Annotated in this window: 23 protein-coding genes; 15 read left to right on the forward strand and 8 right to left on the reverse strand. The window is 37.7% G+C overall.

Annotated features, from left to right (window positions below; all coding sequences use genetic code 11):
- Window positions 1-28: 28 nt before the first annotated feature.
- Entirely contained in the window at window positions 29-796 is a 768-nt protein-coding gene (locus tag LZZ90_RS01260) for a TatD family hydrolase (RefSeq protein WP_237788868.1), read from the reverse strand.
- A gap of 98 nt (window positions 797-894) precedes the next feature.
- Here LZZ90_RS01260 and LZZ90_RS01265 point away from each other — a divergent pair, with 98 nt between their 5' ends.
- A complete protein-coding gene (locus LZZ90_RS01265) occupies window positions 895-1,332 on the forward strand; it encodes a retropepsin-like aspartic protease (RefSeq protein WP_237788869.1) in 438 nt (145 codons plus the stop codon).
- A gap of 21 nt (window positions 1,333-1,353) precedes the next feature.
- Here the strand turns inward: LZZ90_RS01265 and LZZ90_RS01270 are convergent, their stop codons facing one another.
- The 3 genes from LZZ90_RS01270 to LZZ90_RS01280 all read right to left on the reverse strand — a co-directional run bounded on the left by LZZ90_RS01270 (window position 1,354) and on the right by LZZ90_RS01280 (window position 3,709).
- A complete protein-coding gene (locus LZZ90_RS01270) occupies window positions 1,354-2,565 on the reverse strand; it encodes a TCR/Tet family MFS transporter (RefSeq protein ID WP_237788870.1) in 1,212 nt (403 codons plus the stop codon).
- Between the two features lie 64 nt (window positions 2,566-2,629).
- Complete coding sequence (locus LZZ90_RS01275) at window positions 2,630-3,037, reverse strand: hypothetical protein (protein ID WP_237788871.1); 408 nt, start codon at window positions 3,035-3,037, stop codon at window positions 2,630-2,632.
- 138 nt (window positions 3,038-3,175) lie between these two features.
- Complete coding sequence (locus LZZ90_RS01280) at window positions 3,176-3,709, reverse strand: hypothetical protein (RefSeq protein WP_237788872.1); 534 nt, start codon at window positions 3,707-3,709, stop codon at window positions 3,176-3,178.
- Window positions 3,710-4,064: 355 nt separating this feature from the next.
- Here LZZ90_RS01280 and LZZ90_RS01285 point away from each other — a divergent pair, with 355 nt between their 5' ends.
- From LZZ90_RS01285 to LZZ90_RS01300, 4 genes are all read left to right on the forward strand, one after another.
- Window positions 4,065-4,637, forward strand: coding sequence for a hypothetical protein (locus LZZ90_RS01285; RefSeq protein WP_237788873.1), 573 nt, complete (start codon window positions 4,065-4,067; stop codon window positions 4,635-4,637).
- A 1-nt stretch (window position 4,638) separates the two neighbouring features.
- Window positions 4,639-5,046, forward strand: coding sequence for a hypothetical protein (locus LZZ90_RS01290; RefSeq protein WP_237788874.1), 408 nt, complete (start codon window positions 4,639-4,641; stop codon window positions 5,044-5,046).
- 145 nt (window positions 5,047-5,191) lie between these two features.
- The gene (locus LZZ90_RS01295) at window positions 5,192-6,811 is read left to right on the forward strand and encodes a hypothetical protein (protein WP_237788875.1); all 1,620 of its coding nucleotides are present in this window, start codon (window positions 5,192-5,194) and stop codon (window positions 6,809-6,811) included.
- 164 nt (window positions 6,812-6,975) lie between these two features.
- Complete coding sequence (locus LZZ90_RS01300) at window positions 6,976-7,374, forward strand: hypothetical protein (protein ID WP_237788876.1); 399 nt, start codon at window positions 6,976-6,978, stop codon at window positions 7,372-7,374.
- An 84-nt stretch (window positions 7,375-7,458) separates the two neighbouring features.
- Here LZZ90_RS01300 and odhB read toward each other — a convergent pair whose 3' ends face one another.
- Both odhB and LZZ90_RS01310 read right to left on the reverse strand, forming a co-directional pair.
- Window positions 7,459-8,682 carry a 2-oxoglutarate dehydrogenase complex dihydrolipoyllysine-residue succinyltransferase gene (odhB, locus tag LZZ90_RS01305; protein WP_237788877.1) on the reverse strand — a complete coding sequence of 408 codons (1,224 nt, stop codon included), beginning with the start codon at window positions 8,680-8,682 and terminating at the stop codon, window positions 7,459-7,461.
- Window positions 8,683-8,737: 55 nt separating this feature from the next.
- Window positions 8,738-11,509 (reverse strand): 2-oxoglutarate dehydrogenase E1 component, encoded by a 2,772-nt coding sequence (locus LZZ90_RS01310; RefSeq protein WP_237788878.1) that lies wholly within the window; start codon window positions 11,507-11,509, stop codon window positions 8,738-8,740.
- A 110-nt stretch (window positions 11,510-11,619) separates the two neighbouring features.
- Here LZZ90_RS01310 and LZZ90_RS01315 point away from each other — a divergent pair, with 110 nt between their 5' ends.
- The 5 genes from LZZ90_RS01315 (at window position 11,620) to LZZ90_RS01335 (ending at window position 16,331) form a co-directional block, all read left to right on the forward strand.
- Entirely contained in the window at window positions 11,620-12,171 is a 552-nt protein-coding gene (locus LZZ90_RS01315) for a hypothetical protein (RefSeq protein ID WP_370640592.1), read from the forward strand.
- Between the two features lie 74 nt (window positions 12,172-12,245).
- Window positions 12,246-12,551, forward strand: a complete 306-nt coding sequence (locus LZZ90_RS01320) for a hypothetical protein (RefSeq protein WP_237788879.1) — start codon at window positions 12,246-12,248, stop codon at window positions 12,549-12,551.
- Window positions 12,552-12,584: 33 nt separating this feature from the next.
- Window positions 12,585-12,926 carry a hypothetical protein gene (locus tag LZZ90_RS01325; RefSeq protein ID WP_237788880.1) on the forward strand — a complete coding sequence of 114 codons (342 nt, stop codon included), beginning with the start codon at window positions 12,585-12,587 and terminating at the stop codon, window positions 12,924-12,926.
- A 28-nt stretch (window positions 12,927-12,954) separates the two neighbouring features.
- On the forward strand, window positions 12,955-13,686 hold the full coding sequence (locus LZZ90_RS01330) for a GLPGLI family protein (protein ID WP_255702303.1): 732 nt from the start codon (window positions 12,955-12,957) through the stop codon (window positions 13,684-13,686).
- 2 nt (window positions 13,687-13,688) lie between these two features.
- Window positions 13,689-16,331 carry a carboxypeptidase-like regulatory domain-containing protein gene (locus LZZ90_RS01335; RefSeq protein ID WP_237788882.1) on the forward strand — a complete coding sequence of 881 codons (2,643 nt, stop codon included), beginning with the start codon at window positions 13,689-13,691 and terminating at the stop codon, window positions 16,329-16,331.
- On the opposite strand, the gene LZZ90_RS01340 is transcribed toward LZZ90_RS01335, so the two are convergent.
- Window positions 16,315-16,665, reverse strand: coding sequence for a hypothetical protein (locus LZZ90_RS01340; protein WP_237788883.1), 351 nt, complete (start codon window positions 16,663-16,665; stop codon window positions 16,315-16,317). The genes LZZ90_RS01335 and LZZ90_RS01340 overlap by 17 nt on opposite strands.
- Window positions 16,666-16,701: 36 nt before the next feature.
- On the reverse strand, window positions 16,702-17,676 hold the full coding sequence (locus LZZ90_RS01345) for a polyprenyl synthetase family protein (protein WP_237788884.1): 975 nt from the start codon (window positions 17,674-17,676) through the stop codon (window positions 16,702-16,704).
- A gap of 133 nt (window positions 17,677-17,809) precedes the next feature.
- On the opposite strand from LZZ90_RS01345, the gene LZZ90_RS01350 reads away from it, so the two are divergent.
- From LZZ90_RS01350 to LZZ90_RS01370, 5 genes are all read left to right on the forward strand, one after another.
- Window positions 17,810-18,904 (forward strand): MBL fold metallo-hydrolase, encoded by a 1,095-nt coding sequence (locus LZZ90_RS01350; RefSeq protein ID WP_237788885.1) that lies wholly within the window; start codon window positions 17,810-17,812, stop codon window positions 18,902-18,904.
- A 142-nt stretch (window positions 18,905-19,046) separates the two neighbouring features.
- On the forward strand, window positions 19,047-19,643 hold the full coding sequence (locus LZZ90_RS01355; protein ID WP_237788886.1) for a TetR/AcrR family transcriptional regulator: 597 nt from the start codon (window positions 19,047-19,049) through the stop codon (window positions 19,641-19,643).
- Entirely contained in the window at window positions 19,643-20,980 is a 1,338-nt protein-coding gene (locus LZZ90_RS01360; RefSeq protein WP_237788887.1) for a TolC family protein, read from the forward strand. Before LZZ90_RS01355 ends, LZZ90_RS01360 begins: the two co-directional genes overlap by 1 nt.
- 7 nt (window positions 20,981-20,987) lie before the next feature.
- Entirely contained in the window at window positions 20,988-22,061 is a 1,074-nt protein-coding gene (locus tag LZZ90_RS01365; RefSeq protein WP_237788888.1) for an efflux RND transporter periplasmic adaptor subunit, read from the forward strand.
- Between the two features lie 54 nt (window positions 22,062-22,115).
- Window positions 22,116-25,289 carry an efflux RND transporter permease subunit gene (locus LZZ90_RS01370; RefSeq protein ID WP_237788889.1) on the forward strand — a complete coding sequence of 1,058 codons (3,174 nt, stop codon included), beginning with the start codon at window positions 22,116-22,118 and terminating at the stop codon, window positions 25,287-25,289.
- The last annotated feature ends 76 nt before the right edge of the window (window positions 25,290-25,365 follow it).

Raw genomic sequence — 25,365 nt, forward strand, 5'->3', positions numbered from 1 at the left:
TTTTTATGAATCAAAGGGAATTTCTTTGTTAAATACCGAAAACTTCTTTGGAATTTTCCGTGGTGATTCGTGCAATTTCTTCAACCGGCAACTCATAAATCTCCGAAAGCTTCTCTGCAACTAAGCTTACATAACTGCTTTCGTTGCGTTTTCCGCGATACGGAACCGGTGCCAAGTACGGCGCATCGGTCTCTAAAACGATGTGTTTCAGGTCAATCTGATGTAAAAACTGATCGATTTTACCGTTTTTAAAAGTCACCACCCCACCAATTCCTAACTTCATATTATATGAAATCGCTTTTAAAGCCTGCTCGTAGGTTCCGCTGAAACAATGGAAAATCCCGAACAACTCGTCGGATTTCTCCAATTCCAACACTTCGAAAATCTCGTCAAAAGCCTCGCGACAGTGAATATTGATAGGCAATTTGTACTTTTTTGCCCATTGAATCTGTTTTTGGAAAGCAATCTTTTGAATTGCAAGCGTTGTTTTGTCCCAATACAAATCGATACCGATTTCCCCGATGGCCGCGAATTTCCTTTTGCTTAATTCCGTTTCTACGTGCGCTAATTCTTCCTCATAATTCTCTTTCACATAACAAGGGTGCAAGCCCATCATCAAGAAGATATGCTCCGGATAGCGCTCTTGTAAGTCGTACATCTTTTGTGTATACGAGGAATCGATGGCGGGAACAAAAAAACGTTTCACGCCACGATCGATGGCGCGGGCAATCATTTCGGAACGGTCTTCTGCAAATTCTTCGGAGTACAAATGGGTATGGGTATCGGTAAGTATCATGATCAATTCTAAATTCTGTGCAAAGGTACAAAGTTACCCTCAGATTATTCCATACCTAAAAGATAGGTTTGTTGGTAATATTCAACTATTTTTGAAGTATGGAGAACCTGCACGACATTTTAAAAAAGAAAGGCTACAAAAAGATAAAATTCAAACTTTCCAAAACCCAGCATTTATTGATAAAAGGAAAAATAAACGGGGTTCAAGGCAATTTTATTTTAGATACCGGAGCCTCCAACAGTTGTATTGGTTTTGACAATGTTGATTATTTCAACCTCGAAGCACAGGATTCCCCAACACAAGCCGCTGGAGCAGGTGCTACCGGAATGTATACTCAAATGGCGAGCGACAACACGCTTCAACTTTCGCATTGGAAAACAACCGATTTTTCAATTGTGATTTTCGATATGAGCCACGTAAATTCTGCTTTACAACTCTACAAAGCCAAACCGGTTCACGGAATCATCGGTGCGGATATTTTATTGAAAGGAAAAGCAATCATCGATTATTTCAACCATTATCTGTATTTGAAATAATTTGCGCTTTCTTCCTAAACTTTAATTCATCTTTAAAGCACGATAGGCAATTACGCTACTTATAAGCATCAAAATACCTCCCAGTAAAAAAGGTGCTCCGGCAAACTCAAATGGAGCGTCTTTATGGGTAAAGAAATAAAAAACATTAGTCATTAACGGCGGCCCAACAATCGCGGAGGCACTCATCATACTAGTTAAGGTTCCTTGAATCTCTCCTTGTTCAGTTACCGGTACTTTACTGGTAATTATCGATTGCAATGCCGGACCGGCAATCCCTCCCAAACAATACGGTATTAAAAAAGCAAACATCATCCAACTTTGACTGGCCATAGCAAACAAAAACATCCCAATGGTGTAAAAACCAAGTCCGATATAAATACTCTTCTCATTTCCCAGTTTAGGGTTTGCCCAACGAATGAGCCCTCCTTGCACTAAAGCCACTAAAAGTCCTATTGCCCCCAATGAAATACCAACCATTCTCTCATCCCAATTAAAACGATACATAGTAAAGAAACTCCAATTACTGTGCACTGCATGAGAACCCACATACAAAAGAAAAATCGATAAAATTAAAGCGATAAGCGACGGATGTTTTTTCAGATTTATAAAAGCCATAACCGGATTTGCTTTTTTCCAGTTGAAAGCCCTTCGGTTTTCTTTTTCCAAAGATTCCGGAAGAATAAAATAGCCATAAAGGAAATTAAGCAAACACAAAACGGCTGCAGCATAAAAAGGAACCCTTGGACCATACTGCCCAAGCAACCCTCCCAAAACAGGACCAATAATAAAACCCAATCCAAAAGCTGCGCCTATCATTCCGAAATTTTTGGCTCGGTTTTCCGGCGAACTGATATCTGCAATATAAGCGGATGCCGTAGTAATGCTGGCTCCGGTAAATCCGGCAATAATTCTACCAATGAAAAGCCAGGTTATAGTTGGTGCTAATGCCAGAAGGACATAATCAAACGCAAACCCCAATAACGAAATAAGAATAACCGGACGACGACCAAATTTATCGCTTAAATTTCCAATAAGCGGAGCAAAAACAAATTGTGTTATGGCATAGGCAAAGGTTAGCCAACCCCCGTATTTTGAAGCTTCACTGATGTCACCATGAATAAGCTCGGCAATTAATTTTGGGATTACCGGTATGATAATCCCCCAACCGATGATATCGATCAGCATGGTGATGAAGATGAAACCTATTGCTGCCGATTTTTTTTCTTTTTTCATTGGAATAAATTCTGAGGACAAATAAACAAAAAATCCCGCTTTGTTTTAAGCGGGATTTTTTTGGTTATAATGTATTTCTGTGGGCGGTAACTCCAGCAATGAAAACATCTACCTCGGCTATTTCTTTATTGAGGCGTTCCAGATCGAGTTCATTTTCCAGTAAGGCCACCACGCCATAACTTTCTCTTCGGTTTTCCAGCAGAAACTTTTTGTATTCCAGACGGGTCTTCTTTTTCACGTGCTCTTCTTTTTGTTTCCCCTCGGGTAAAACGGCGATGATGTTTTCTTCAGCGGCTATTTCCGTTAGTACCCCTTGTAAAACGGCCTCAATCTCTATAGAGGTAGTGCTGTAGGTAGTAGTAACGCGTTGCTCGGTGTAGCGTTTGTGCGCCAGTTCTTCTTTTTCTTTGGTTGCCCATGATAACAATACATCGCAATCGGCTACTGTGGTAATTCTGTTTAATGAATACATAATTTATAATTTTTAAAGTTAATACTATTCTTACAGTTTTCAAAAGTGATGTCAAAAAACAGAAAAGGGTTTCAGTTTTTGAATTTTAACATTTTGTAAGAAAATATTTCATTAAACAATAAACTCCAGCCTCCTGATTTACAGTTCGTTCTTTCCTTCCATCATTTTTTGCTTTAAAGTATTTTTTAACATTTCAAGCTCTTGTTTTTTTAGCCGAAGCGCTGTTAAGGCATACAAATTATGCGTTCTCAGGGTACTGGCCACTCGTGCCCGTATGCCTTTTGCCAAAGCCTCCTTAGCCTGATACGCTTCCTGATGCTCCAAAAACGCCGCCACTTCCAAGGCCGCAAAACATTCGGCCCGTATGTTTTCGATAGTACTGATCTGTTTGTCCACCTTATAGTGTTTGACCTGTACCTTAAGATAGTCCTGTTGCAGTTGCTCCTGCATTTTCTTTTGCTCGGCTTTAGTAATTTCCTCGCTTTGTTTAGACTTGCCTTTTGATTCCTGCAAATGCTTCAACAACACCGTTAGTTGCTGCGTGGCGGCTAAGGGCAAGGCGCGTTTTCCGGAAACGTACATAGACCATAACCCGCGTTCAATCCCTAACAGATAAGCGGCTTCCTCTTGCGTTAAGCCCAAGATATTTTTTAAAGTGGCATCTGTTTTCATTTGTTGCATTTTTTAAGAAAAAAATAATTTGAAACAAAACTTGTTGCTTTTTTTCAAATTTAAAAATTTTGCAACGAAATTTGTTGCAAAATTTTGAAAAATATTTTTTCGAAACAGGTTTTGGTTTGGGGTAAGAAAACAAGTGGCGATTGATATTATTATGGTTTTTTTTAGCTTTTTGAAATATCACTAAATTTAGTGATTGTGTAGGTTATTTTTTATGTTTATGTTTATGTTTATGTTTGAAAATTGTCTGGTTGATATAATTATTGTCAGATAGATTGCCTAAAAAAACACATTTACAAGTTAGCTGTAATGTACAAGAATTTGTAAAAAAAAATCAGTAAAAATCAATATGGAAATTAAATTCAACATTCCAACCATCGAAGCAGGCGAAACCAATTTACTAAAGTCAATATTGCATTGCACTGATGCAGAATTGAATGACAAATTAAATAAAGTTGCTCAAGCATCTTTTGAGGAGTATCGCAAAATGATTTTAGGTCAGAAAGTTTTCACACGAGGACGAGATATTATTGAATTTCGCCTTTTTATATTTATTAAATATTTCTTTAACGGTAAGATTCCGGATGAGCAAAAAATATGTGATTTATTTCAAGTTACTGCAACTGAAAGCCGTTCATTGATAAAATCAATAATGTCAAAATACCAATATGATTTGAAAGACACAATAACAAATTCCGTTAAAGAGGAAGTTCAAAGTATAACAAAAATGGCCAATGGAAATGATTATAAAATATCAATTCAAAATCAGTATTTTAAGGATGAATTAAATAGGATTCTTGGAAGCATTGATACCAGTTTACCAATTATAGAAAAAGAAAAAGGAACTATATCAACATATGTAGTTAAAGCTTCTTCTTATTTAAAACTATGCAATCATTTCGCAATTCAACCAATTCCTTAACATGTCTGATTTACTATCTGCAAGTAGTTTACTTTTGGCAATATTGACAACTTTGTTTGGCACTTATTATTCATCAATAATTGAAGTGTTAAATTTGGAACCTAATAATTTCAAAGAAGACGATAAAGCTAATTACACATTAGCCAAATCTGTTTTAAAAACAAAATTAATCCCTTTGTTAACAGCAGCGACTTCCATCACACTCATATTTATTCCACAGTCTATAAAAATTGTCAAGACTAGTATTGAATATTTTACTTCTTTAGAATTTAAAACTTTGAGTTATGACACAATTTCAACATCATACGTTGCGGTAACCATTTTTATGTTCATTTTGACAGTTAATATTTCTATTTTATTCTTTAAAGTTATCTCAAAAATGAAAAATATCAATCCGAAGAGAAGCTAAAGCACTAAAGCTAACAACTGTTTAGCAGCATTGCTGTCCATAATTTTAAAAAAAAAGTTTCAGATTTTCGATCATATTTCTCGTAATAAAATTATCTGTAAATTGACACAACGACGCCAATTCTTAATGCTGTACAATTAATACTATGCCAAGACTATTAAAAAACGACACAATTAGATTGCTTGAAGCTAGTATAGAATCTTTAGGACTAGCTCAAATTGGAATCTGTTCTTTTAGAAGAGATCAGCTAAAAATTGAACAAGTTCGATATTCCCCTGAAATTGGTCTAATAGGAAGTTCCATAGAATTAGCTATGAGTTCTATATTAATTCAAGCTCTTGGAAAAAAAAGTATTTTCAAAGATTATAAAAGTGGTAGATATAAAACTGCCTCGGAAATATTGAGTGATTTTAGAGCATTACTTAGACAATCATCAAATAACATACTCTTTCTTACAAATGGAATATCAAAGCCCGATGAATTTTTAAAAAAAATTATTGAACTTACAAATAGATTTCAAATTATTATTACTTCTCGAGCTAACGGTCTACATAATGGATATGGTTTATCCTATGAAATTGTAGCATCACTATTTCAAGATGTTACTAAATTTTTAAAATTATTATCTGAATCTAATAACTTTAAACCTTATTTAATTAAAATTCCTGAATTAGTTGGAATTAAACTAGATAATAATATTTTAGTGGATGACTTATATGATAAACTTGAGAAAAGTAAAAATTTAAGTGAACAAAAATCAATATTAACATCTCTGTTTTTGATTCTTCCAGAAATACCACAAAAATTACCCGAATGGATTGAAAAATTTGAAAGTTTAAACATTGCTCCTAAAAAGAATGATATTGTCTACTTAATCGATGCATTAGAAAAAGCTAATCCTGTGACATTAAACAAAGTAAAAGATGGTAGTAATCCATTAAATGTCAAAATAGTTGGTAGGGATGATGAAAATGCTATACCAATTTCCGCACAATTTTTAAAATCCGAATTCACTCAATTCCGTGATCAATTTTATGCAGATATTGCCACAGCAAACGGGAGGCTTTCAAGCAAAGCATTAGATTTACCCCCTAAGTCTTCAATCTATTATTCCTTTTCAAGCGGCTTAATTGATGCTAAAATTATAGAAGAGAACACAAAATTAACTGCTCATCAATCTTGGTCTTTTATTGTAGAAGCCAATAACGTTTCTAAAAGTAATACACCTGCTCCGTATTGGTTTCTTATTAGAAATACAGAAGATTTACCACAACTTAAAGCCTTATTAAAGACTGCTTCAAAATATGGAAATAGTTCATTAAAAAAGAATATAACTATAATATTAGCAGGCATTGATACTTTAGAAAAAGACACAGCAATTGATGCAAATTCAATTTTCGTGAAAAATATAATCTTCGAAATTGTCACATATGCAAATAATTTTGATGTCTTAGAAAGATTATATAATAAAAACGGTTTAAATGGTTTGCCTGAAGAATATAAAAGTGAATTTGACGATTTTTTTAATGGCGAAAAATCAATAACTGAACTTATCTCAAAAATACTTGAAGAAAAAGAATTAGATTCTAGCTGTAAAAAATATTGGATTGCAAAGCTTACATCAATTATGCCTGAAATAGAAGATTTACCACTCTTTTATACAATTTTGCATGAAAAAGAATATAGTTCTTCTCATACAAATATTCGAAAAATTTTTAGAGCCATGGATTTTAATTTAAATGGACCAAAGATAAACACGCAATAGGGCAGTCAAACCATCAAGATTTTAAGCTTCTTCTGCTTTGGGCAGCACAAATTACACCTGAGGCTTAAGCCAAACCGACGAAGTATATCCGCACTATCGCATTTTTCTTCTAATCTTTTCGGTACCTTTGTAACCGTTAGTAGCAAAAAAGCCCATCTGAAAACATGACAAAGAAAAAGCACAAACCCGAATCCTTTCTACCTGCAAAAATGGATACCTTATCCAAGAAAGAGATTGAAGAAATTGCCCATAAAATTATTGCCAGTTTAGATTTCAAGTCTAAAAAACAAATGCAACTTTTAAATTCTATACCTTTCAGTACCACTACTTTTCGCAGAGATTTAAAAGATAAATTTGAAAGCCTGGAAAGTCTCGAAAATGAAAAACAACATTTACGAAATGAGCTTTTTGTTGTGGATCAGGAAATCATCTCCAAAAATTACAAAAGCCAATTCCGATTCAAGCATTTCCTATCGGATAAACAAATCGATGTTGGATCAAACCGACAACTTAAAGAGTTAATCCGCGAATATAAAAAACTGAAAAGTCAGAACGGTTCTTAACAGCAAGTCGTGTTCACAATCAAATTCAAAAAAAATCCCGCTTACAAACTAAGCGGGATTTTTATTATTTATAAGCTAAACCTATTAAAGTTCTAATGCTTTCTTAGGATTGTTATCCATTAAAAGTTCAATCGGATTTTCTAACGCTTCTTTTACCGCTACCAAGAACCCTACAGACTCGCGTCCGTCGATGATTCGGTGATCGTAAGAAAGGGCTACGAACATTACCGGAGCGATAACAATCTGACCGTTTTTAACGATCGCTCGTTCCACTACATTGTGCATTCCTAAAATACCAGACTGTGGAGGGTTGATAATTGGGGTAGACAACATCGATCCGAATACCCCACCGTTAGAAATAGTGAAGGTTCCGCCTGTCATTTCATCAACCGTGATTTGACCATCACGCGCACGGATTGCCAAACGTTTGATTTCTGCCTCAACACCTCTGAACGATAACAACTCTGCGTTACGCACTACCGGCACCATCAATCCTTTAGGACCTGAAACCGCTACGGAGATATCACAGAAATCGTAAGAGATTTTCTCCTGACCGTCGATCATAGAGTTAACATCCGGATACAATTGTAATGCTCTTGTAACTGCTTTTGTGAAGAACGACATAAAGCCTAATCCCATTTGGTGTTTTGCTTTGAACTCTTCTTTATATTGGTCACGAATGGCGTAAATCGCGCTCATGTCTACTTCGTTAAAAGTAGTAAGCATCGCTGTTTCGTTTTTAGCAGCCACCAAACGCTCGGCTACTTTACGACGCAACATCGATAATTTTGTTCTTTCCGAACTACGAGATCCTCCTGTTGGTGTTCCCATTGAAGGTACTGCGTTTACCGCGTCTTCTTTAGTAACTCTTCCACCTTTTCCGGTTCCTACGATATCGGTTGGCTGGATGTTTTTTTCATCTAAAATTTTTCTTGCCGCTGGCGATGGAGCACTAGTAGCATATGTGGTTGCAGCGGGTACCGGTGCTGCTTTTGGAGCTTCCGCTTTCGGAGCTTCTTCCACTTTTGCTGCTGCCGTGGTTGCTGAGCTTGCCGAAGTATCAGGTCTAGCTGCATCCGTATCGATTAAACAAACTACCGCACCTACGGCCACTGTATCACCTTCTTCTGCTTTAAGCGTAATAACTCCGCTCATTTCTGCCGGTAACTCTAAAGTAGCTTTATCCGAATCAACCTCAGCAATTGCTTGGTCTTTTTCTACATAATCTCCGTCTTTTACTAACCAAGTAGCGATTTCCACTTCCTTAATCGATTCTCCCGGTGAAGGGACTTTCATTTCTAAAATCATCTTTTATATAATTTTATAGGTGTTGTTATTTATAAGATTCTCAAAAATACAATTTTTATTGAAATAAGGTTTTATCAAAAACCATCGCAATAGCCGAAGCATGACGTTTTTTAGAACGCACATAACTTCCTGCTGCCGGCGCACTGTACGCTTTAGGCGAAGCCACTCTGAATTTCACTTCGTGGAAGTTCATCAGCATGTAGCCATAAGCCCCCATGTTTCTAGGTTCTTCCTGTGCCCAAACGTAATCGTCTGCATTTGGATACTGCGCAATGATCGCTTTCATTTGCTCAACCGGTAACGGGAACAATTGCTCTAAACGCACCAAAGCGACATCGGTTCTTCCGTTGGCTTCTCGTTCCGCTTTTAAGTCGTAGTAGAATTTACCGGTACAGAACACTAAGGTTTTAACATCCGCTTTGTTTACGTTTGCATCGTCAATAACTTCCTGAAAGTGTCCGTTTGCGAATTCTTCTACAGAGGAAACTGCTTCCGGATGACGCAATAAACTCTTCGGTGTAAACACTACTAATGGTTTACGGAATTTCGTTACCATTTGTCTTCTTAACAAATGGAAGAAGTTTGCCGGAGTAGTACAATCTGCTACGTACATATTGTGGTTTGCACACAACTGAAGGAAACGCTCCATACGTGCCGAGGAGTGCTCCGCCCCTTGGTTTTCATACCCGTGAGGCAACAACATCACCAATCCGTTTTGGTTGTTCCATTTGTCTTCTGCTGCGGAAATGTATTGGTCGATCATGATTTGCGCCCCGTTTCCGAAGTCTCCAAACTGCGCTTCCCAAATGGTCAAAGCGTTCGGATTTGCTAGTGCATAACCGTATTCAAAACCTAAAACCCCGTATTCGGAAAGGTGTGAATTGTACACCGAGAAATTTCCTTTTTTGTTCGGGATATGGTTTAATAAAATCACTTCTTCTTCAGAATCTTCCACTTTCACGACCGCATGACGGTGTGAGAAGGTTCCGCGCTCAACATCCTGACCGGAAATACGAACATCGTAGCCTTCCGTCAATAAGGAACCGTAAGCCAACATCTCTCCCATTGCCCAATCCAATTTGTCCGTTTCGAAGAACATGGTTTTTCTATCGGAGATCAGTTTGGTGATTTTGCTGATGAATTTTTTATCCGAAGGCAATTCCGTAACGGTCTTGGCCACATCGGTTAAAACAGCTTTATCCACTTTAGTTTCGAATTTCTGAAGCATCACATTTGCCTCAGCTTGCTCAAAACCTTTCCATTCGTCTTGCATGAACGGGCTGATTACCGTTAAATCTTTTTTACGGGAATTCTCTAAATTCTCCTCAAGATTTGCTTTATATTCCGCTTCCAATCCTGAAACATAATTCGCATCGATGGTTCCTTCTGCTTTTAATTTATCTGCATAAAGATCTCTTGCATTTTGATGTTTGGAAATGGCTTTGTATAATTTTGGCTGGGTAAAACGAGGCTCATCCCCTTCGTTGTGCCCGTATTTTCTGTAGCCTAACAAATCGATGAACACGTCGGTTCCGAATTCCATACGGTATTCTAGAGCGAACAACATGGCGTGCACTACCGCTTCTGCATCGTCTGCATTAACGTGCAATACTGGTGACAAGGTCACTTTTGCAATATCCGTACAGTAGGTAGACGAACGTGCGTCAAGGTAATTTGTGGTAAAACCTACCTGGTTGTTTAGTACAATGTGAATGGTTCCACTGGTTTTATAACCGTCCAGTTTTGCCATCTGAATAATTTCATAAACGATACCCTGACCCGCAACTGCTGCGTCTCCGTGTACTGCAATTGGCAATACTTTAGAACCGTTTTCCGGATAGTATTTATCTTGTTTAGCTCTTGCGATTCCTTCAATTACCGCACCAACGGTCTCCAAGTGCGAAGGATTCGGTGCTAAATTGATGTTGATTTTTTTACCGTTTTGAGTAGTACGATCTGCCGTTAATCCTAAGTGGTATTTTACGTCTCCGTCAAACAAAGCATCGTCGTCGTAATCTTTTCCGTCAAATTCTGAGAAAATATCCTGCGTCGGTTTTCCGAAAACATTTGCCAGCACATTCAAACGACCACGGTGCGCCATCCCCATCACAAATTGCTCTACGCCTTTATCCGCTGCAGCTTCAATAAGCGCATCTAAAGCCGGAATAGCCGACTCGATTCCTTCCAAAGAGAAACGTTTCTGACCCACATATTTTGTATGAAGGAAGTTCTCGAAAGAAACCGCTTCGTTCAATTTTGCAAGGATGCGTTTTTTCTGATCGGTATTGAAATTCGGAAGATTATCGTTGATGTCCAAACGGCGTTGGATCCACTCGATCACTTTCGGTTCACGAATGTACATGTACTCCACCCCGATGGATTCGCAATACACTTTGTTCAAGTGATTTAAGATCTCCTGAAGCGAACATGGGTTTAAATTCACAATGCGCGCCGCATCAAAAACCGTATTCAAATCTGCAGCAGACAAACCAAAATTTTCGATAGCCAAATCTGGAGAATAGGTTCTACGGTCGCGAACCGGGTTGGTTTTGGTAAACAAGTGACCGCGGGTTCTGTACCCGTCAATCAACTTCAAAACATTAAATTCTTTTTGTAATTTTTCCGAAACCGCGGAACAATCACCACCACCGTTTGCCATAACGGCAAGTTCATCAGAAGGGGAAGCTCCAAATTCGTTAGCAAAATCGAACCCTTGAAAAAAACTTCTCCAACTTGGTTCTACGCTGTCCGGATTTTGTAAATATTGATCGTATAAATCGGCAAAAAAAGCCGTGTGTGCTGCGTTTAAAAAGGAAAACCTATCCATAATACTGTCGTATGACGATTTTGGGTTAAAAAATTTTACGCAAAAGTACAATACTTTATACTAATCTTCTAATGTTTTTCATACTTTTATATCATAAAATATTCCTAATAATGAAGTTGAAAACAAACATCTTAAGTTTTTTAACATTTGTTGTTAGCTTACTTCTTTTTCTAACAGCAAGCTCTTTTGTCTACTCCCAAGAAATTACTAGCCCACAACAAAAAAACAGCTTTTGGGAAAAAGTTCGCTTTGGCGGAGGACTCGGACTAAGTGTTGGCAGTGGCTATTCTAACATCATGGTTGCACCTAGCGCCATTTACCATGTAAACAATTATTTTTCAACGGGTTTAGGAATTCAGTACAGTTATGTGAGTCAAAAAAACTGGTTCGATTCCCACATTTACGGGATTAGCTTAATTGAGCTTGTCAACCCTATCCCTGAACTTCAACTTTCGGCCGAACTTGAACAGCTTCGCGTAAACAACACGTATACCGAGATTTCGCCAGAAATTAAAGACAACTTCTGGAATACCGCATTATTCCTAGGGGCCGGTTACCGAAACCAAAACGTTACTATTGGTATTCGTTACAACATTTTGTACCGGGAGCGCAACAATGTCTACAGTGAAGCCTGGATGCCTTTTGTAAGAATTTACTTTTAACATTTTTTTAACAAGTATGAATTTTCATTTTGTAAGAATTGTTTTATGTTTGTAAAAAATTTAAAACTTTTCTTATGAAAAAATTATTTATTATTACCTGCCTTTTCGCAGCAGCGAACACTGTATCCGCCAAGGATAAGAAAAAAGAAACGGCTGTTAAGCCGAAAACTGTTTACACGTATTGTTGTGCTAGGTCTGCTTCTGCGGGTACACCAGGAACCGCAGGTTATCTCTCTGTGACTGTAACATCATGCCTATCAGGCAGTGATGAAACCTTAGTTAAGTTTAGCGCCTGTCAGCGTGCAAGTGATTTAGCTAAAGCCGCAGTAAAGTATCTAGCCGAAGTAGAATACACTGTAACTATCTCAAATCAAAGCTAATTGACCTAATCGATGAACACAAAATCAAATTCAATGAGAACAAAAACAATTCTATCTGCCGTATTAATTTTTTCACAAATTTCTTTCGCTGGAAATACTGGAAATATAGAAGAGAAGAAAGCGCAACACAAAGACAATTCACTTGAAAGGACAAAAAATAATAAAGATATTGACGTTACGAAATGTTGCAAAAAAACTGCAAGCATAGGAGTTTCCGGACAAGAAGGTTATCAAAGTATTGGAGTTATAAAATGTGTTTCAGCTTCAACCGAAGCAGAAGCTCAACAAATGGCATGTTTATGGGCCGCCGCTGCAGCAGGGGCAGCTATTAAATACCTAGCAAATGTAGAAGACACAATTATTACAATCCGTTAAATCAAAAAAAGCATCGATCATTTTATCGATGCTTTTATTCAATATAAGCATGAAAAAAATCACATATCTACTAATACTTATTTTAGGATGCAATTACCATTATTCGCAAACAATAACAGTACAATACGACCATATTCTACTTGACCAAAAAGATCAATATGGCGTATGTTGGAAAGTAAAGGAGAAGTTAATAACCAATAACTTCCATAGCATTGTCTATTCCAAAGCTATAGACACGGTGTTCTTTAGCGATATTCTTGGAGAAATTGAAGAAAAAAGTTCAGAATACACCCCGATTCAATACAAAGACTTAATCAATAAAATTACCTACGGGAACAGTAGAACAAAAAAATACAACATCAAAGACAACACATATAAAATAAAATGGAGTATTGAAAATTCAAGAAAGAAAATACTTGGTTATGAATGCCAGAGTGCCAAAGGAAGTTATCGTGGAAGAACTTACACTGCTTACTTTGCTCCTGAAATCCCTATACAAAGTGGCCCTCACAAATTTGATGGCTTACCCGGCCTTATCCTTGAAGTGAATTCTGATGATGGTGCAGTAAAATTTAAAGCCGAAGAACTTAAAAATAGTAACGAAACTATTGAAAACCCCTACCTAGACAAACCCTTCATTTCTTGGGAACAGCATGTTGAGGATTACAAGATATTTTTCGATAAAATCAGCCACTATAAGCTGGATGAAGATGCCACAATAATTACAAATAAAAGATTTATCGAAATTTTAGTTGAATAACCATGAAATACTTTGCCCTTGTTTTGGCAATGCTCTTTTGCACAACCTTACACGCCCAAACCATAAAAGGAACAGTTCGAGACAGTATCGCAGCTGTTCCTTTTGCCAATATTCTCATCAAGAAAAAAAGCAACCCAAAATCCGTTTATCTTTTTGCTTCAACCGACGAAAACGGTCATTACAACATTCAGCCAAAATTCCAACTGGACTCGCTAATAGTTGAAGTAACTTCATTAGCTCACGAACCTGCTGTTTTTGATTTAAACAAATTCAAACCAGAGCAAAATACACTTTTACTTAATGTGAATTTAAAGGAGCGAACCTCCCAACTTAAAGAAGTCATCATTACAAAAAAACCTGCAATCACGGTAAAAAAAGACACTCTAGAGTACAACCTTGAGCGTTATAAAGACGGAACAGAAAAGGTAGCAGAAGACGTACTAAAAAAACTTCCCGGAGTGAAAGTAGAATCAAACGGAGAAATCAAATACAAAGGGAAAACCATCAAAAAATTGCTCTTGGACGGAGACGATCTTTTTGATTCTCAGTACTCATTAGGTTCGAAAAATATTAGTGCCGATATGATTGAAAAAGTACAAGGGATTGACCATTACGAAGAAAACTCCTTGCTAAAAGGAATTAGAGACTCCGATGATGTCGCCTTAAACCTTGTCCTTAAAAAAGGGAAGACCGACTTTTCAGGAAACACCACGCTGGGCTACGGTTATAAAGAAAATTTTTATGGAAACTTAAGCGGTATGCTAGTTAATAAAAAACATAAAGGTTTCTCTTTAGCATCTTATAACAATATTGGCCAAAATAACACCCCTTACAACTTTGATTCCTCCATAGTATCCTTGGAAAGCATCAACAATAAAGACATTCTCGCCAAAGAGCTCATCAGTCAGGGAGATTACTCATCTTCATTGGACCCAACACTTCACCGACTGAACAAGACTACGTATTTCAGTTACAATCATTTGATGAAGACAGCCAAGAATTCAACTTTAAAATTCAATGTGAGTTATTATCAGGATCAGCTTACCCGAAAGAATGAAAACACAACAGAATATCAAATTGGAGAAGATCATTTTACAGTAATTGAAACCAATACGCTGATTAAAAAACCTTTTGTTTATGACGGCCGCATTCATTACTCCAACAAAGAGAAAAAAAACTTTCACTGGGAATATTTAAGCAAAGTGAATTACCAGCCGACAATCTTCAATGATTTTAGTAATAATAACGGAACACAACAAGAAAATAAAGTAACTACAAAACCTTTTGCAATCAACCAAGAGCTGAACGCTACTTTAAAAATGAGCGAACTGAGTGCCTTGACCTCTAAATTTAATTATTCCTTTAGTGAAGCACCTCAACAGTATGAAACAAATCCCGGAACCCCTATTGATTTTAATGGCAACACAACCGCTCAAAATCAATACAGCAATTACAAAAAAGAATTCCTGAACTTGCGCACTCTATTTCTAGCAAAGAAAGAGCAATTTAACTTTGGTGTGATGCCTTTGGTCGTTTTTTCAAAGTCTAAATTACGTTCGCTTTTAAAAGATTCTTACAACCAAAGTTTAGGTGATGCTTTTGAAAACAACAATCAATACACAATAACCAGTTACGGAATGAACACTTCTGTTTCCTATAAAAATGATAAAAATTTAGCCTTTAAATTCAGTTTGGTAAATGCGTACAACACTTTGGAACTTAACGATTACCAAAGGTCGATCAAAAGCACAGAAAAAGGCTTTGTTGTTACCCCAAGACTGATTGCCAAATACATTTTCGGTCAGCGGGACAATCTTTCTTTTCTGTACAGTTACAACCAAATTACACCCGAAGAAGATAAATTATTTACCGGAATTGTGCAAAGCTCATACCGTGGTTTTTCATCCAATGAATTAGCTTTGGCGTACCTTAAAACACATACGTATCGCTTGGATTTTGCGCACAATAATTTTTTTAAACTGACGCAATATGCCATCGCTTTTGAACACAACTACCATCCCAATAATTACTTCAGCAAAACCCTTATTAACCAAAATATTACAGTTTTCAACTCTTTTTATGCCAACATTGGCAATAAAGATTATACACTGTCTGCCAATGGCATGAAGTACCTGCATCCCTTACTTACCACCTTTTTTATAAATGGAAACTACACACTGTCATTAAACAAAAATATTGTAAATACTTCTGAACTAAGAACCATAGAAAATCGTGTATTGTTTATTGATTTGACAGGACGAACCGGTTTTAAATCCAGACTGAATCTGGAAAACAAAACCAGCTTTTCCCAAAACCACTATGAAGTTAAGAACACAGCTTTAAAAAGTAATTTCCAAAGTTTCAGCAATCAAACCAAATTGATTTACAAACACAGCGATGTTTTGAAAGCATATGTCCTATGCAATTACACCATGCCCGGATTACATCAGAAAAATTATGCCTTTGTAGAAAGTGAAATCACCTACGAACCTAAAAATAAAAGTCTGAGTTATGCACTGGTTGGTAAAAACCTAACCAACAATAACACTTTTAAAACACAAAGCATTTCTGATATTTCAAGTTCGAGAAGCACTTACAACCTTATGGAACGCTATATAATGTTCAAACTTACAGCTTCGTTCTAAACCAAACCTTCTGCCATTCCCTTTTAAGAACAAGAAAGGTAACTTCTTCCGCGAGTTCCACCAAATCGGAACCATCGAGTTTTTTTATCTGCTCTTCGGGTACATCGATAATGTAAAGTAAATTAAGGTATTCCGCGAATTTATACTGAATCAACCTATAGATTTTCTCATGCAAACGCACCTTCAAATCAATCGGTGAAATACTGGTTTCAAAATCCAACGATTCGTTGGCGAGCGTGAAATCTTTATTGAGTTGCTCCACCAATTTAATATAAAGCGCCTCTTTCTGAGCTTCTGAGAGTAAGATGTCGGTATTTTGGGGAGCGATGTACATATTGGTTATTAAATTAGGTTTGCTTTCAGAAGTTGGTTACACATTTCGGCTCATCAAATGCTCTCCAAAGGTTTTTAAAACCGCTTTTTTATCGTGGTCAATTTGCATCTTTTCCAGAGTTTCAAAGGCTTTGAAGGTATACTCACGAATCGCCTGCTGCGTCGCTTCACTGGCTCCGGTTTGATTAAAAATCGTTTTCACGGAAGCAATTTTATCGCTGTTGTTGTTCGGGTGAATTGAGAACAAATGCAGCAATTGTTCTTTTATATCTTCTTGGGCAAACTCTACCGCTTTCAGATAAAGATACGTTTTTTTATTTTCAATAATATCTCCGCCCACTTGTTTTCCAAAAGTTAACGGATCACCAAAAGCATCCAGGTAATCGTCCTGCAATTGGAATGCGATTCCTAAATTCAATCCGAAATCGTAAATTAAATTTGCATTCTCTTGGGAAGTTTCTGCCACAATCGCACCCATTTTCATAGCAGCCCCCACTAAAACAGCGGTTTTGTATTCGATCATTTTCAAATATTCGGGAATGCTTACATCGTCACGGGTTTCAAAATCGACATCCCATTGCTGACCTTCACAAACTTCCAAAGCCGTTTTACTGAAAAGTTTAGCCAAATCACGGAAAATCTCAGGCCTGTAATGTTCAAAAAATTGATAGGCTAAAATTAACATGGCATCTCCGGATAAAATCCCTGTATTCAGATCCCATTTTTCATGAACCGTTTCATGGCCACGGCGTAACGGAGCATCGTCCATGATGTCGTCGTGCACCAAGGAGAAATTATGAAAAACCTCAACCGCTGTTGCTGCCGCCAATGCACTTTTATAATTTGCATCGAAAACTTCCGCTCCCATCAAGGTTAAAACCGGTCGGATTCGCTTCCCGCCCAAAGACAAAATATACTGAATGGGCTCGTACAAATTTTTAGGTTCACGTTCAATGGAAAGCTCTGAAAAATGACTGGAAATAAAGGATTGGTACTCAGAAATGGAATGCATACAACTAAATTTTCGGCTAAAGTACTCCAAATTAAACAGTTTTCAAATGTTAATTTTTACATAAAAACTTGGAAACTTTTTAAGTATTCAAAGTTTCCATTATACATTTGCACTGTAATTAAAATGATCAACGATGCTAACTGCAACTTTAATAACCTTATTAACAATCTTTTCTGTAATCGTCTTTATAAGGCAAGCACAATTCGGGAGAACGCCAAAAGGCGCACGTTTGGCAAAAATCAAAGCTTCACCTAATTACAGAAACGGAGTATTTCAAAATCTAAACCCTACCCCAGATTTAACTGAAGGAGCCACAATGCTGTCGGTTGCTAAAGAATTTATCTTTCACAAAAAGGAGCGCAACAAACCTTCAAAGGAACTTCCAACCGTAAAGACCGACTTACTTCAATTGGATCCTAAAAAAGACGTTATGGTTTGGTTTGGACACTCTTCCTATTTTATTCAACTTGACGGAAAGAAAATATTGGTCGATCCCGTTTTGAGCGGAAATGCATCACCTGTTTCCTTTACAACAAAAGCATTTAAAGGCACAAATGATTACAATGTTAATGATATCCCTGACATTGATTATTTGTTCATCACCCACGACCATTGGGATCATTTGGATTACCGAACCGTAAAACAATTGCAAAACCGAGTTAGAAAAGTAATTTGCGGCTTAGGAACCGGTGAACATTTGGAGCGTTGGGGATTTACTTCGGAACAACTACTGGAGAAAGACTGGAACGAATCGTTTACCTTAGAGGATGGCTTTTCCGTTACTACGGTACCGGCACGTCATTTTTCAGGACGCGGCTTTAAACGCAACAAAGCACTTTGGATGTCGTATGTTTTACAAGCCCCTTCATTAAAATTATTCCTTGGTGGCGACAGCGGTTATGATACTCATTTTGCAGAAGCCGGTGAAAAATTAGGCCCTTTTGATTTGGCGATTTTAGAAAACGGCCAATACGACAAGAGCTGGAAACACATCCACATGATGCCGCAAGAAGTGTTAAAAGCGACTCAAGAATTAAAAGCCAAGAAATTGTTTCCGGTTCACTCTTCAAAATTTGCATTGGCCAATCATGACTGGGACGAACCACTTAAAAAAATTACAAGTCTAAAACAAAATACTGATTTACAATTAGTAACGCCTCGAATAGGAGAAATCACCTACCTAAAACAAGATCAGAAATTTTCGAAATGGTGGGAGTTTATCAATTAATTCGAATCTTGATAGATCAAAACACCTTTTAAGTCCCGTATTTTCAAGACTTAACCTTAATGTTAAATAAATGTGAAAACTATGGAAACTATTTTTGTGTTAAAAGTTTCCATAGTAAATTTGCATAGAATTTTTAAAGCGTATGAAAGAGAAAATCATGTCCAAAGCCAAGGAAATGTTCTTAAAACTAGGATTTAAGAGCGTAACTATGGACGATATTGCAGGTGAGATGTGCATCTCCAAAAAAACGATCTATAAATACTTCTGCAACAAAGAAGTATTAGTGGAAGAAACAACGGAAAGAATCCACAACGACGTCAATGAAAAAATTAATACCATGACGTTACAAAACTTCAATGCTATTGAAGAAAATTTTGAAATCCAGAAGATGTTTAAAGAGATGTTTAAATCCTACGACACTTCTCCGGTATATCAATTAAAAAAACACTATCCGATGATTTATACCAAAATTCAGGAAAAAAGCATCGAATTCTGCAACGGCAACTTCAGAAGCAATATAGAAAAAGGAATTCGGGAAGGTTTGTACAGAGCAGATTTAGACATCAAAACTACTGTTGAATTTTATTACACCTTAATATTCAATATCAACGAAAATACCATTTACGAAAAAGATGTACACGAACTGGAAATAAAAGCTTTGGAATACCACACCCGGGCCATTGCCACGCCAAAAGGAATTATAGAACTTGAAAAACACTTACAAAATCCTAATATCTAATGAAGAATCTATTTATAATCACACTAATAACCCTTGGTTTCTCAGCAAATGCTCAGGAAGTCAAAGAGCTTAGCCTTAAAGATGCGCTTACTTTTGCGCTGGAAAATAAAGCCGAAGCCAAAAAAGCAAAGCTGAACGTTGAAAACAGCGATCATCAAATTGCCGAAGTTCGAGCAATGGCTTTACCACAAATCAGCTTAAACGGAGGATTAACTTACAATCCTATACTCCAAAAAAATGCTTTACCGGGCAGTTTTTTTGGTGGCGAGGAAGGTTCCATTGTTTTGGTGCCGCTTGGTCAGAAATGGAGCAGTAACGGAACGGTTAGTTTAACCCAAAATCTATTCAACCAATCGGTATTTACCGGATTAAAAGCAGCACGTTCCACTCGTGAATTTTATACTATCAACCAGCAATTAACCGAAGAACAACTAATTGAAAAAGTTTCGAGCTGTTACTATCAGGTATACATCTCCAAACAACAACTGGGCATCGCCGAAAATAACTTAGCAAGTACCCGAAAAGTGCGTGAAATTATTAAAGGACAGTTCGATAACGGTTTGGCAAAAAAAATTGATTTAGACCGTATTTCCGTTAAGGCAAGTAATCTTGAAGCAGCGCGTTTACAATTAAGCAATGCTGTACAACTTCAGGAAAACACTTTAAAATTCTTTATCGGAATGCCGATGGGTCAGCAAATCAAGTTACCGGAAAACACCATGGAGGTAACTGCGGATGCCTTTACCAGCAAAGCCGAAATTGAAAACCGAACCGAAATGTCTTTACTTAAAAAACAAGAACAGTTGTTAGGGTTTCAAAAGAAAACGTACCAGGCAGAATATTACCCTGTTCTTTCATTAAGTGCTAACTACGGTTATTTAGGGCAAGGAACTAAAATGCCCTTGGGAGGAAAACCGAATGATGTGTTCTGGTCGGATTTTTCATCGATAGGACTAAACCTGCATATTCCGGTATTTAACGGATTCTCTACCCGATCCAAAGTACGTCAGGCCGAAGTGAGCTTAAAGAAAATCGAAGAAGACATTAAAGACACCGAACTGGCTTTAAATTACCAGTTTGAAAACGCAAAAACCCAACTTAACAACAGCATCATCAACATCAAAACTCAAAAGGAAAATGCTGATTTAGCCAAAACGGTTTTAGAAAACACAAAAAACAACTATGTAAACGGACTGGCTTCTTTAACAGAACTGTTAGATGCAGAAAACGCTTTATCAGAAGCACAAAACAATTACACTACAGCGCAATTAGAATACAAATTAGCTGAAATACAGATCATCAAATCAAAAGGAGAATTAAAAAATTTAGTAAACTAATCAACCAATGAACAAGAAAATAATCACAGGAGTAATCATTTTAGGCGCTTTAGGTCTAATCGGATTCATATTAAGCAAAAACAAAGCGAGCAACGAAGCCAAAACTGCAGTGGTTGCCGAAAATAACGCGACCGTAGTTGTTAAAACCGATACGGTAAAAACTGAAGCCGTAAATCAGGATTTTGTAGCCAACGGAACCTTTGCACCGGCTCAAGAACTTAATTTCTCTGCAGAAAAATCTGGAAAAGTAATCAGTGTTCTAGTAAAAGAAGGTGACCGAGTAAGCAAAGGACAAACTTTAGCAGTAGTGCGTGGTGATGTAATTAATGTGGAAGCACAAACCGCCAATGCCAATTACCAAAACGCCTTAAACGACTACAACCGTTTTGAAAACGCTTATAAAACCGGCGGGGTAACCAAACAGCAATTGGATCAGGCGCGAATCAATATGGTTAATGCAAAATCAAGACTTACTCAGGCCAACATTAATGTGGGAGATACCAGAATTAAAGCTCCATTTGGTGGAATCATCAACAAAAAATACATCGAAGTAGGAACAATTTTAGCCGGAATGCCTCCAACGCAAATGTTCGAAATTGTAGATGTTTCCAAACTAAAACTGAAAGTTACGGTAACCGAAAACCAATTAAGTGGTTTAAAAGTGGGCAGTCCGGCTAAAGTGACTTCTAATGTATTCCCAGATAAATCCTTCAACGGAAAAATCACTTTCATAGCACCAAAAGCGGATGCAGCCTTAAATTTTGCCGTTGAAATTGAAATTGCCAACAATGCATCAGGAGACTTGAAAGCCGGAATGTACGGAACCGCGAATTTCGTTCCAACCACAACCGATAAAACGCCGCTTATGATTGTACCAAGAACCGCTTTCGTGGGAAGTGTAAGCGCAAACGAAATTTTTGTAGTGGAAAAAGACGGTTCGGCTAAACTTAAAAAAGTAACCGCAGGTAGAATTTTTGGAGAACAAGTGGAAATTTTAGGCGGATTATCCAATGGTGAAATCGTAATTACCAGTGGACAAATCAACTTAACCGACGGAACAAAAGTAACGGTATTAAAATAAGTGAGAAGTTGATTTTTCAACCGCAACTTTTCAACTTTATAAACTTATTAATATATGAAATTAGCAGAAATATCCATTAAACGTCCGTCGCTGGTGGTCGTGCTCTTCACGATACTAACCCTAGGAGGATTGTTTAGTTACGGGCTTTTAGGATACGAATTGATCCCGAAATTTGAACAAAACGTAATCAGTATCGCCACGGTGTATCCGGGGGCTTCACCGGGTGAGGTGGAAAATACGGTTACCAAAAAAATTGAGGACGCGATTTCCTCGATGGAAAACATCAAAAAAATTGAATCGAAATCCTATGAGAGTTTATCTACGGTGGCCATTCAGCTTACCAGTAATGCCGATGCAGATGTTGCCCTGAATGATGCGCAACGTAAGGTTAACGCAGTTTTAGGGGATTTACCTGATGATGTAGATCAGCCTTCCTTGAGTAAATTCTCCTTGAGTGACTTACCAATTATGACCATCGGAGCAAACGCCAAAATGGACGAAGCGGAGTTTTTCGATTTAATTGACAAAAAAATCAAACCGATTCTTTCAAGGGTAAACGGTGTGGCACAAATCAACTTAGTAGGTGGTGCGGAAAGAGAAATTCAGGTAAATCTGGATGCTGATAAAATGAAAGGTTTTGGCCTATCGGTTCCTCAAGTACAACAGGCTGTTTTGGCTTCCAATTTGGATTTCCCAACCGGAAACATTCAAACCCGTGAACAAAAAATCTTGATCCGTTTAGCCGGAAAATACAAAACGGTTGACGAATTAAGAAATCTGGTAATTGCCAGCGCCAACGGTTCTCAAGTGCGTTTAGGCGATGTAGCCGATGTACAGGATGCTCAGAAAATCGCGGAAAAAATTGCCCGTGTAGACCAAAAGAACGCCATCATCTTACAAATTATCAAACAATCCGATGCGAATGCTGTGGAAGTAAGTGAGCACGTTCAAGTATTGTTGGAGCAATTGAAAAAAGATTACGCAAAAGACGACCTTCAATTAAACATTGCCAACGACAGTTCAGTATTTACTTTACAAGCTGCAGATTCGGTAATTCATGACTTGATTCTTGCAGTATTGTTGGTGGCTTTGGTGATGTTGTTCTTCTTGCACAGTGTGCGTAACTCGTTAATTGTAATGGTTTCGATTCCGGCTTCACTTATTGCAACCTTTATCGGTTTCGTAGTGATGGATTACACCTTGAATTTAATGAGTTTGTTAGGACTTTCGCTTGTGGTAGGTATTCTTGTAGACGATGCCATCGTAGTACTCGAAAACATCTACAGGCACATGGAAATGGGTAAAAACCGAGTGCGTGCCGCTTACGATGCAACAGCTGAAATTGGTGGAACGGTAACCTCGATTACCCTAGTAATTGTAGTGGTGTTCTTGCCGATTGCCATGAGTACCGGACTGGTTTCCAACATCATTACGCAATTCTGTGTAACCGTTGTTATCTCGACCCTTTTGTCCTTATTGTCATCGTTTACTATTGTACCTTGGTTGTCTTCCCGTTTTGGAAAATTAGAGCACATTGAAGGAAAAAATCTTTTTGGAAGAATCATTTTAGGTTTCGAAGCACAATTGACCCGTTTTACCAACTGGGTAAGTAACATTTTGGTTTGGGCTTTAGGTCATAAAAAAACCACTTTAACTGTTGTTGTTGCCATGTTCTTTGGATCTCTGTATATGGTTGCCGGAGGTTATGTAGGTGGGGAATTCTTCGCCCGTTCCGATGCCGGAGAGTTCTTGGTTCAGATTGAAATGCCGAAAGACGCTTCCTTGGAACAAACGAACTTCATGACTCAAAAAGCAGAAGCATTTCTTAAAAAACAAGAAGATGTTACCAATTTAATCACAACGGTTGGTCAAACTTCGGAAGGGTTTTCAGGTTCTCAGTCTACCGCTTATAAATCGGAAATCCGTGTAAAAATGGTAGATCAGAACGAGCGTGAAGACGATTCTTATGTGTATGCCGCGAAAATCAAACGTAAACTGCAACAGGAATTAGTAGGTGCCAAAATCAAAACCGTGGGTATGAGCATCATGGGTACGGCAGAAGAAGCGCCTTTAGCTTTAGTAGTAACAGGAACAACTTTAGACAGCGCGATGGTATTTGCTAAAGCTGCTGAAAAAGAACTGTATAAAATTGCCGGGGCTTCCGAAATTAAATTATCGGTAGAAACCGGAAATCCGGAAATTAACGTTCAGGTAGACCGTGATAAAATGGCCGCTCTTGGTTTGAACTTGCAAACTGTGGGTATGACCATGCAAACCGCCTTCAGTGGAAATACCGACAGTAAATTCCGAGCGGGAGAATACGAATACGACATCAACTTAAAATACAACGATTTCAACCGTAAAAATATTGACGATGTAAGCAACCTTACTTTTGTCAATAACATGGGAGAACAAATCAAATTATCGCAATTTGCTACCGTAAAAGAAGGATCGGGACCAAGCCAATTGGAGCGTCGTGATAAAACGGCCTCAGTGACTATTAAAGGACAGACCGTTGGTCGCCCTACCGGTACTGTAGCTGCGGAATGGCAATCGAAATTTGAAAAACTGCGCAAACCAACCGGAGTAAATTACGTTTGGGGCGGTGATATGGAAAACCAGACAGAAGGTTTTGGTACTTTAGGATTTGCCTTATTGGCAGCAATTATTTTGGTTTACCTGGTAATGGTAGCTTTATACGACAGTTATGTTCACCCGTTTGTGGTATTGTTTGCAGTACCATTATCGTTCATTGGAGCCTTATTGGCACTTGGTTTAACCAACAACTCGCTAAACATCTTTACCATATTAGGGATTATTATGCTAATTGGATTGGTGTGTAAAAACGCGATCATGCTGGTCGACTTTACCAATCAGCGTAGAGCGGCAGGGGAAACAGTACATACGGCTTTAATTCAGGCGAACCACGCTCGTTTAAGACCAATTTTGATGACGACCATTGCGATGGTGTTTGGTATGTTACCTATTGCGCTTGCTTCCGGAGCCGGTGCAGAATGGAAAAACGGTTTGGCTTGGGTAATTATTGGAGGATTGATTTCTTCTTTATTCCTGACCTTGGTGATTGTACCTGTAATTTATGACATCATGGACAAACTCGTTCACAAATTCACAAAAGGTGAAACCAAAGATTATGGTGCTTTAATGACTGAAGACTATGTAGCCAACGAAGTAAGCGAAGACGGTTTTACCCCTACACATACAATGTAATTGATTAATTTTTAATTTGTTCGAAAAGCCGCTGCAGTGATGTGGCGGTTTTTTTATATTCTTAGCATTGGAACCA

This window comes from Flavobacterium sp. SM15, assembly GCF_022012335.1.
GTDB lineage: Bacteria > Bacteroidota > Bacteroidia > Flavobacteriales > Flavobacteriaceae > Flavobacterium.

What these genes read in the sequence shown, in the direction of transcription:
- LZZ90_RS01260 (WP_237788868.1), bottom strand. Translation starts at nt 796, where the DNA reads ATGATACTTACCGATACCCATACCCATTTGTACTCCGAAGAATTTGCA.
- LZZ90_RS01265 (WP_237788869.1), top strand. Translation starts at nt 895, where the DNA reads ATGGAGAACCTGCACGACATTTTAAAAAAGAAAGGCTACAAAAAGATA.
- LZZ90_RS01270 (WP_237788870.1), bottom strand. Translation starts at nt 2,565, where the DNA reads ATGAAAAAAGAAAAAAAATCGGCAGCAATAGGTTTCATCTTCATCACC.
- LZZ90_RS01275 (WP_237788871.1), bottom strand. Translation starts at nt 3,037, where the DNA reads ATGTATTCATTAAACAGAATTACCACAGTAGCCGATTGCGATGTATTG.
- LZZ90_RS01280 (WP_237788872.1), bottom strand. Translation starts at nt 3,709, where the DNA reads ATGAAAACAGATGCCACTTTAAAAAATATCTTGGGCTTAACGCAAGAG.
- LZZ90_RS01285 (WP_237788873.1), top strand. Translation starts at nt 4,065, where the DNA reads ATGGAAATTAAATTCAACATTCCAACCATCGAAGCAGGCGAAACCAAT.
- LZZ90_RS01290 (WP_237788874.1), top strand. Translation starts at nt 4,639, where the DNA reads ATGTCTGATTTACTATCTGCAAGTAGTTTACTTTTGGCAATATTGACA.
- LZZ90_RS01295 (WP_237788875.1), top strand. Translation starts at nt 5,192, where the DNA reads ATGCCAAGACTATTAAAAAACGACACAATTAGATTGCTTGAAGCTAGT.
- LZZ90_RS01300 (WP_237788876.1), top strand. Translation starts at nt 6,976, where the DNA reads ATGACAAAGAAAAAGCACAAACCCGAATCCTTTCTACCTGCAAAAATG.
- odhB (WP_237788877.1), bottom strand. Translation starts at nt 8,682, where the DNA reads ATGATTTTAGAAATGAAAGTCCCTTCACCGGGAGAATCGATTAAGGAA.
- LZZ90_RS01310 (WP_237788878.1), bottom strand. Translation starts at nt 11,509, where the DNA reads ATGGATAGGTTTTCCTTTTTAAACGCAGCACACACGGCTTTTTTTGCC.
- LZZ90_RS01315 (WP_370640592.1), top strand. Translation starts at nt 11,620, where the DNA reads ATGAAGTTGAAAACAAACATCTTAAGTTTTTTAACATTTGTTGTTAGC.
- LZZ90_RS01320 (WP_237788879.1), top strand. Translation starts at nt 12,246, where the DNA reads ATGAAAAAATTATTTATTATTACCTGCCTTTTCGCAGCAGCGAACACT.
- LZZ90_RS01325 (WP_237788880.1), top strand. Translation starts at nt 12,585, where the DNA reads ATGAGAACAAAAACAATTCTATCTGCCGTATTAATTTTTTCACAAATT.
- LZZ90_RS01330 (WP_255702303.1), top strand. Translation starts at nt 12,955, where the DNA reads ATGCTTTTATTCAATATAAGCATGAAAAAAATCACATATCTACTAATA.
- LZZ90_RS01335 (WP_237788882.1), top strand. Translation starts at nt 13,689, where the DNA reads ATGAAATACTTTGCCCTTGTTTTGGCAATGCTCTTTTGCACAACCTTA.
- LZZ90_RS01340 (WP_237788883.1), bottom strand. Translation starts at nt 16,665, where the DNA reads ATGTACATCGCTCCCCAAAATACCGACATCTTACTCTCAGAAGCTCAG.
- LZZ90_RS01345 (WP_237788884.1), bottom strand. Translation starts at nt 17,676, where the DNA reads ATGCATTCCATTTCTGAGTACCAATCCTTTATTTCCAGTCATTTTTCA.
- LZZ90_RS01350 (WP_237788885.1), top strand. Translation starts at nt 17,810, where the DNA reads ATGCTAACTGCAACTTTAATAACCTTATTAACAATCTTTTCTGTAATC.
- LZZ90_RS01355 (WP_237788886.1), top strand. Translation starts at nt 19,047, where the DNA reads ATGAAAGAGAAAATCATGTCCAAAGCCAAGGAAATGTTCTTAAAACTA.
- LZZ90_RS01360 (WP_237788887.1), top strand. Translation starts at nt 19,643, where the DNA reads ATGAAGAATCTATTTATAATCACACTAATAACCCTTGGTTTCTCAGCA.
- LZZ90_RS01365 (WP_237788888.1), top strand. Translation starts at nt 20,988, where the DNA reads ATGAACAAGAAAATAATCACAGGAGTAATCATTTTAGGCGCTTTAGGT.
- LZZ90_RS01370 (WP_237788889.1), top strand. Translation starts at nt 22,116, where the DNA reads ATGAAATTAGCAGAAATATCCATTAAACGTCCGTCGCTGGTGGTCGTG.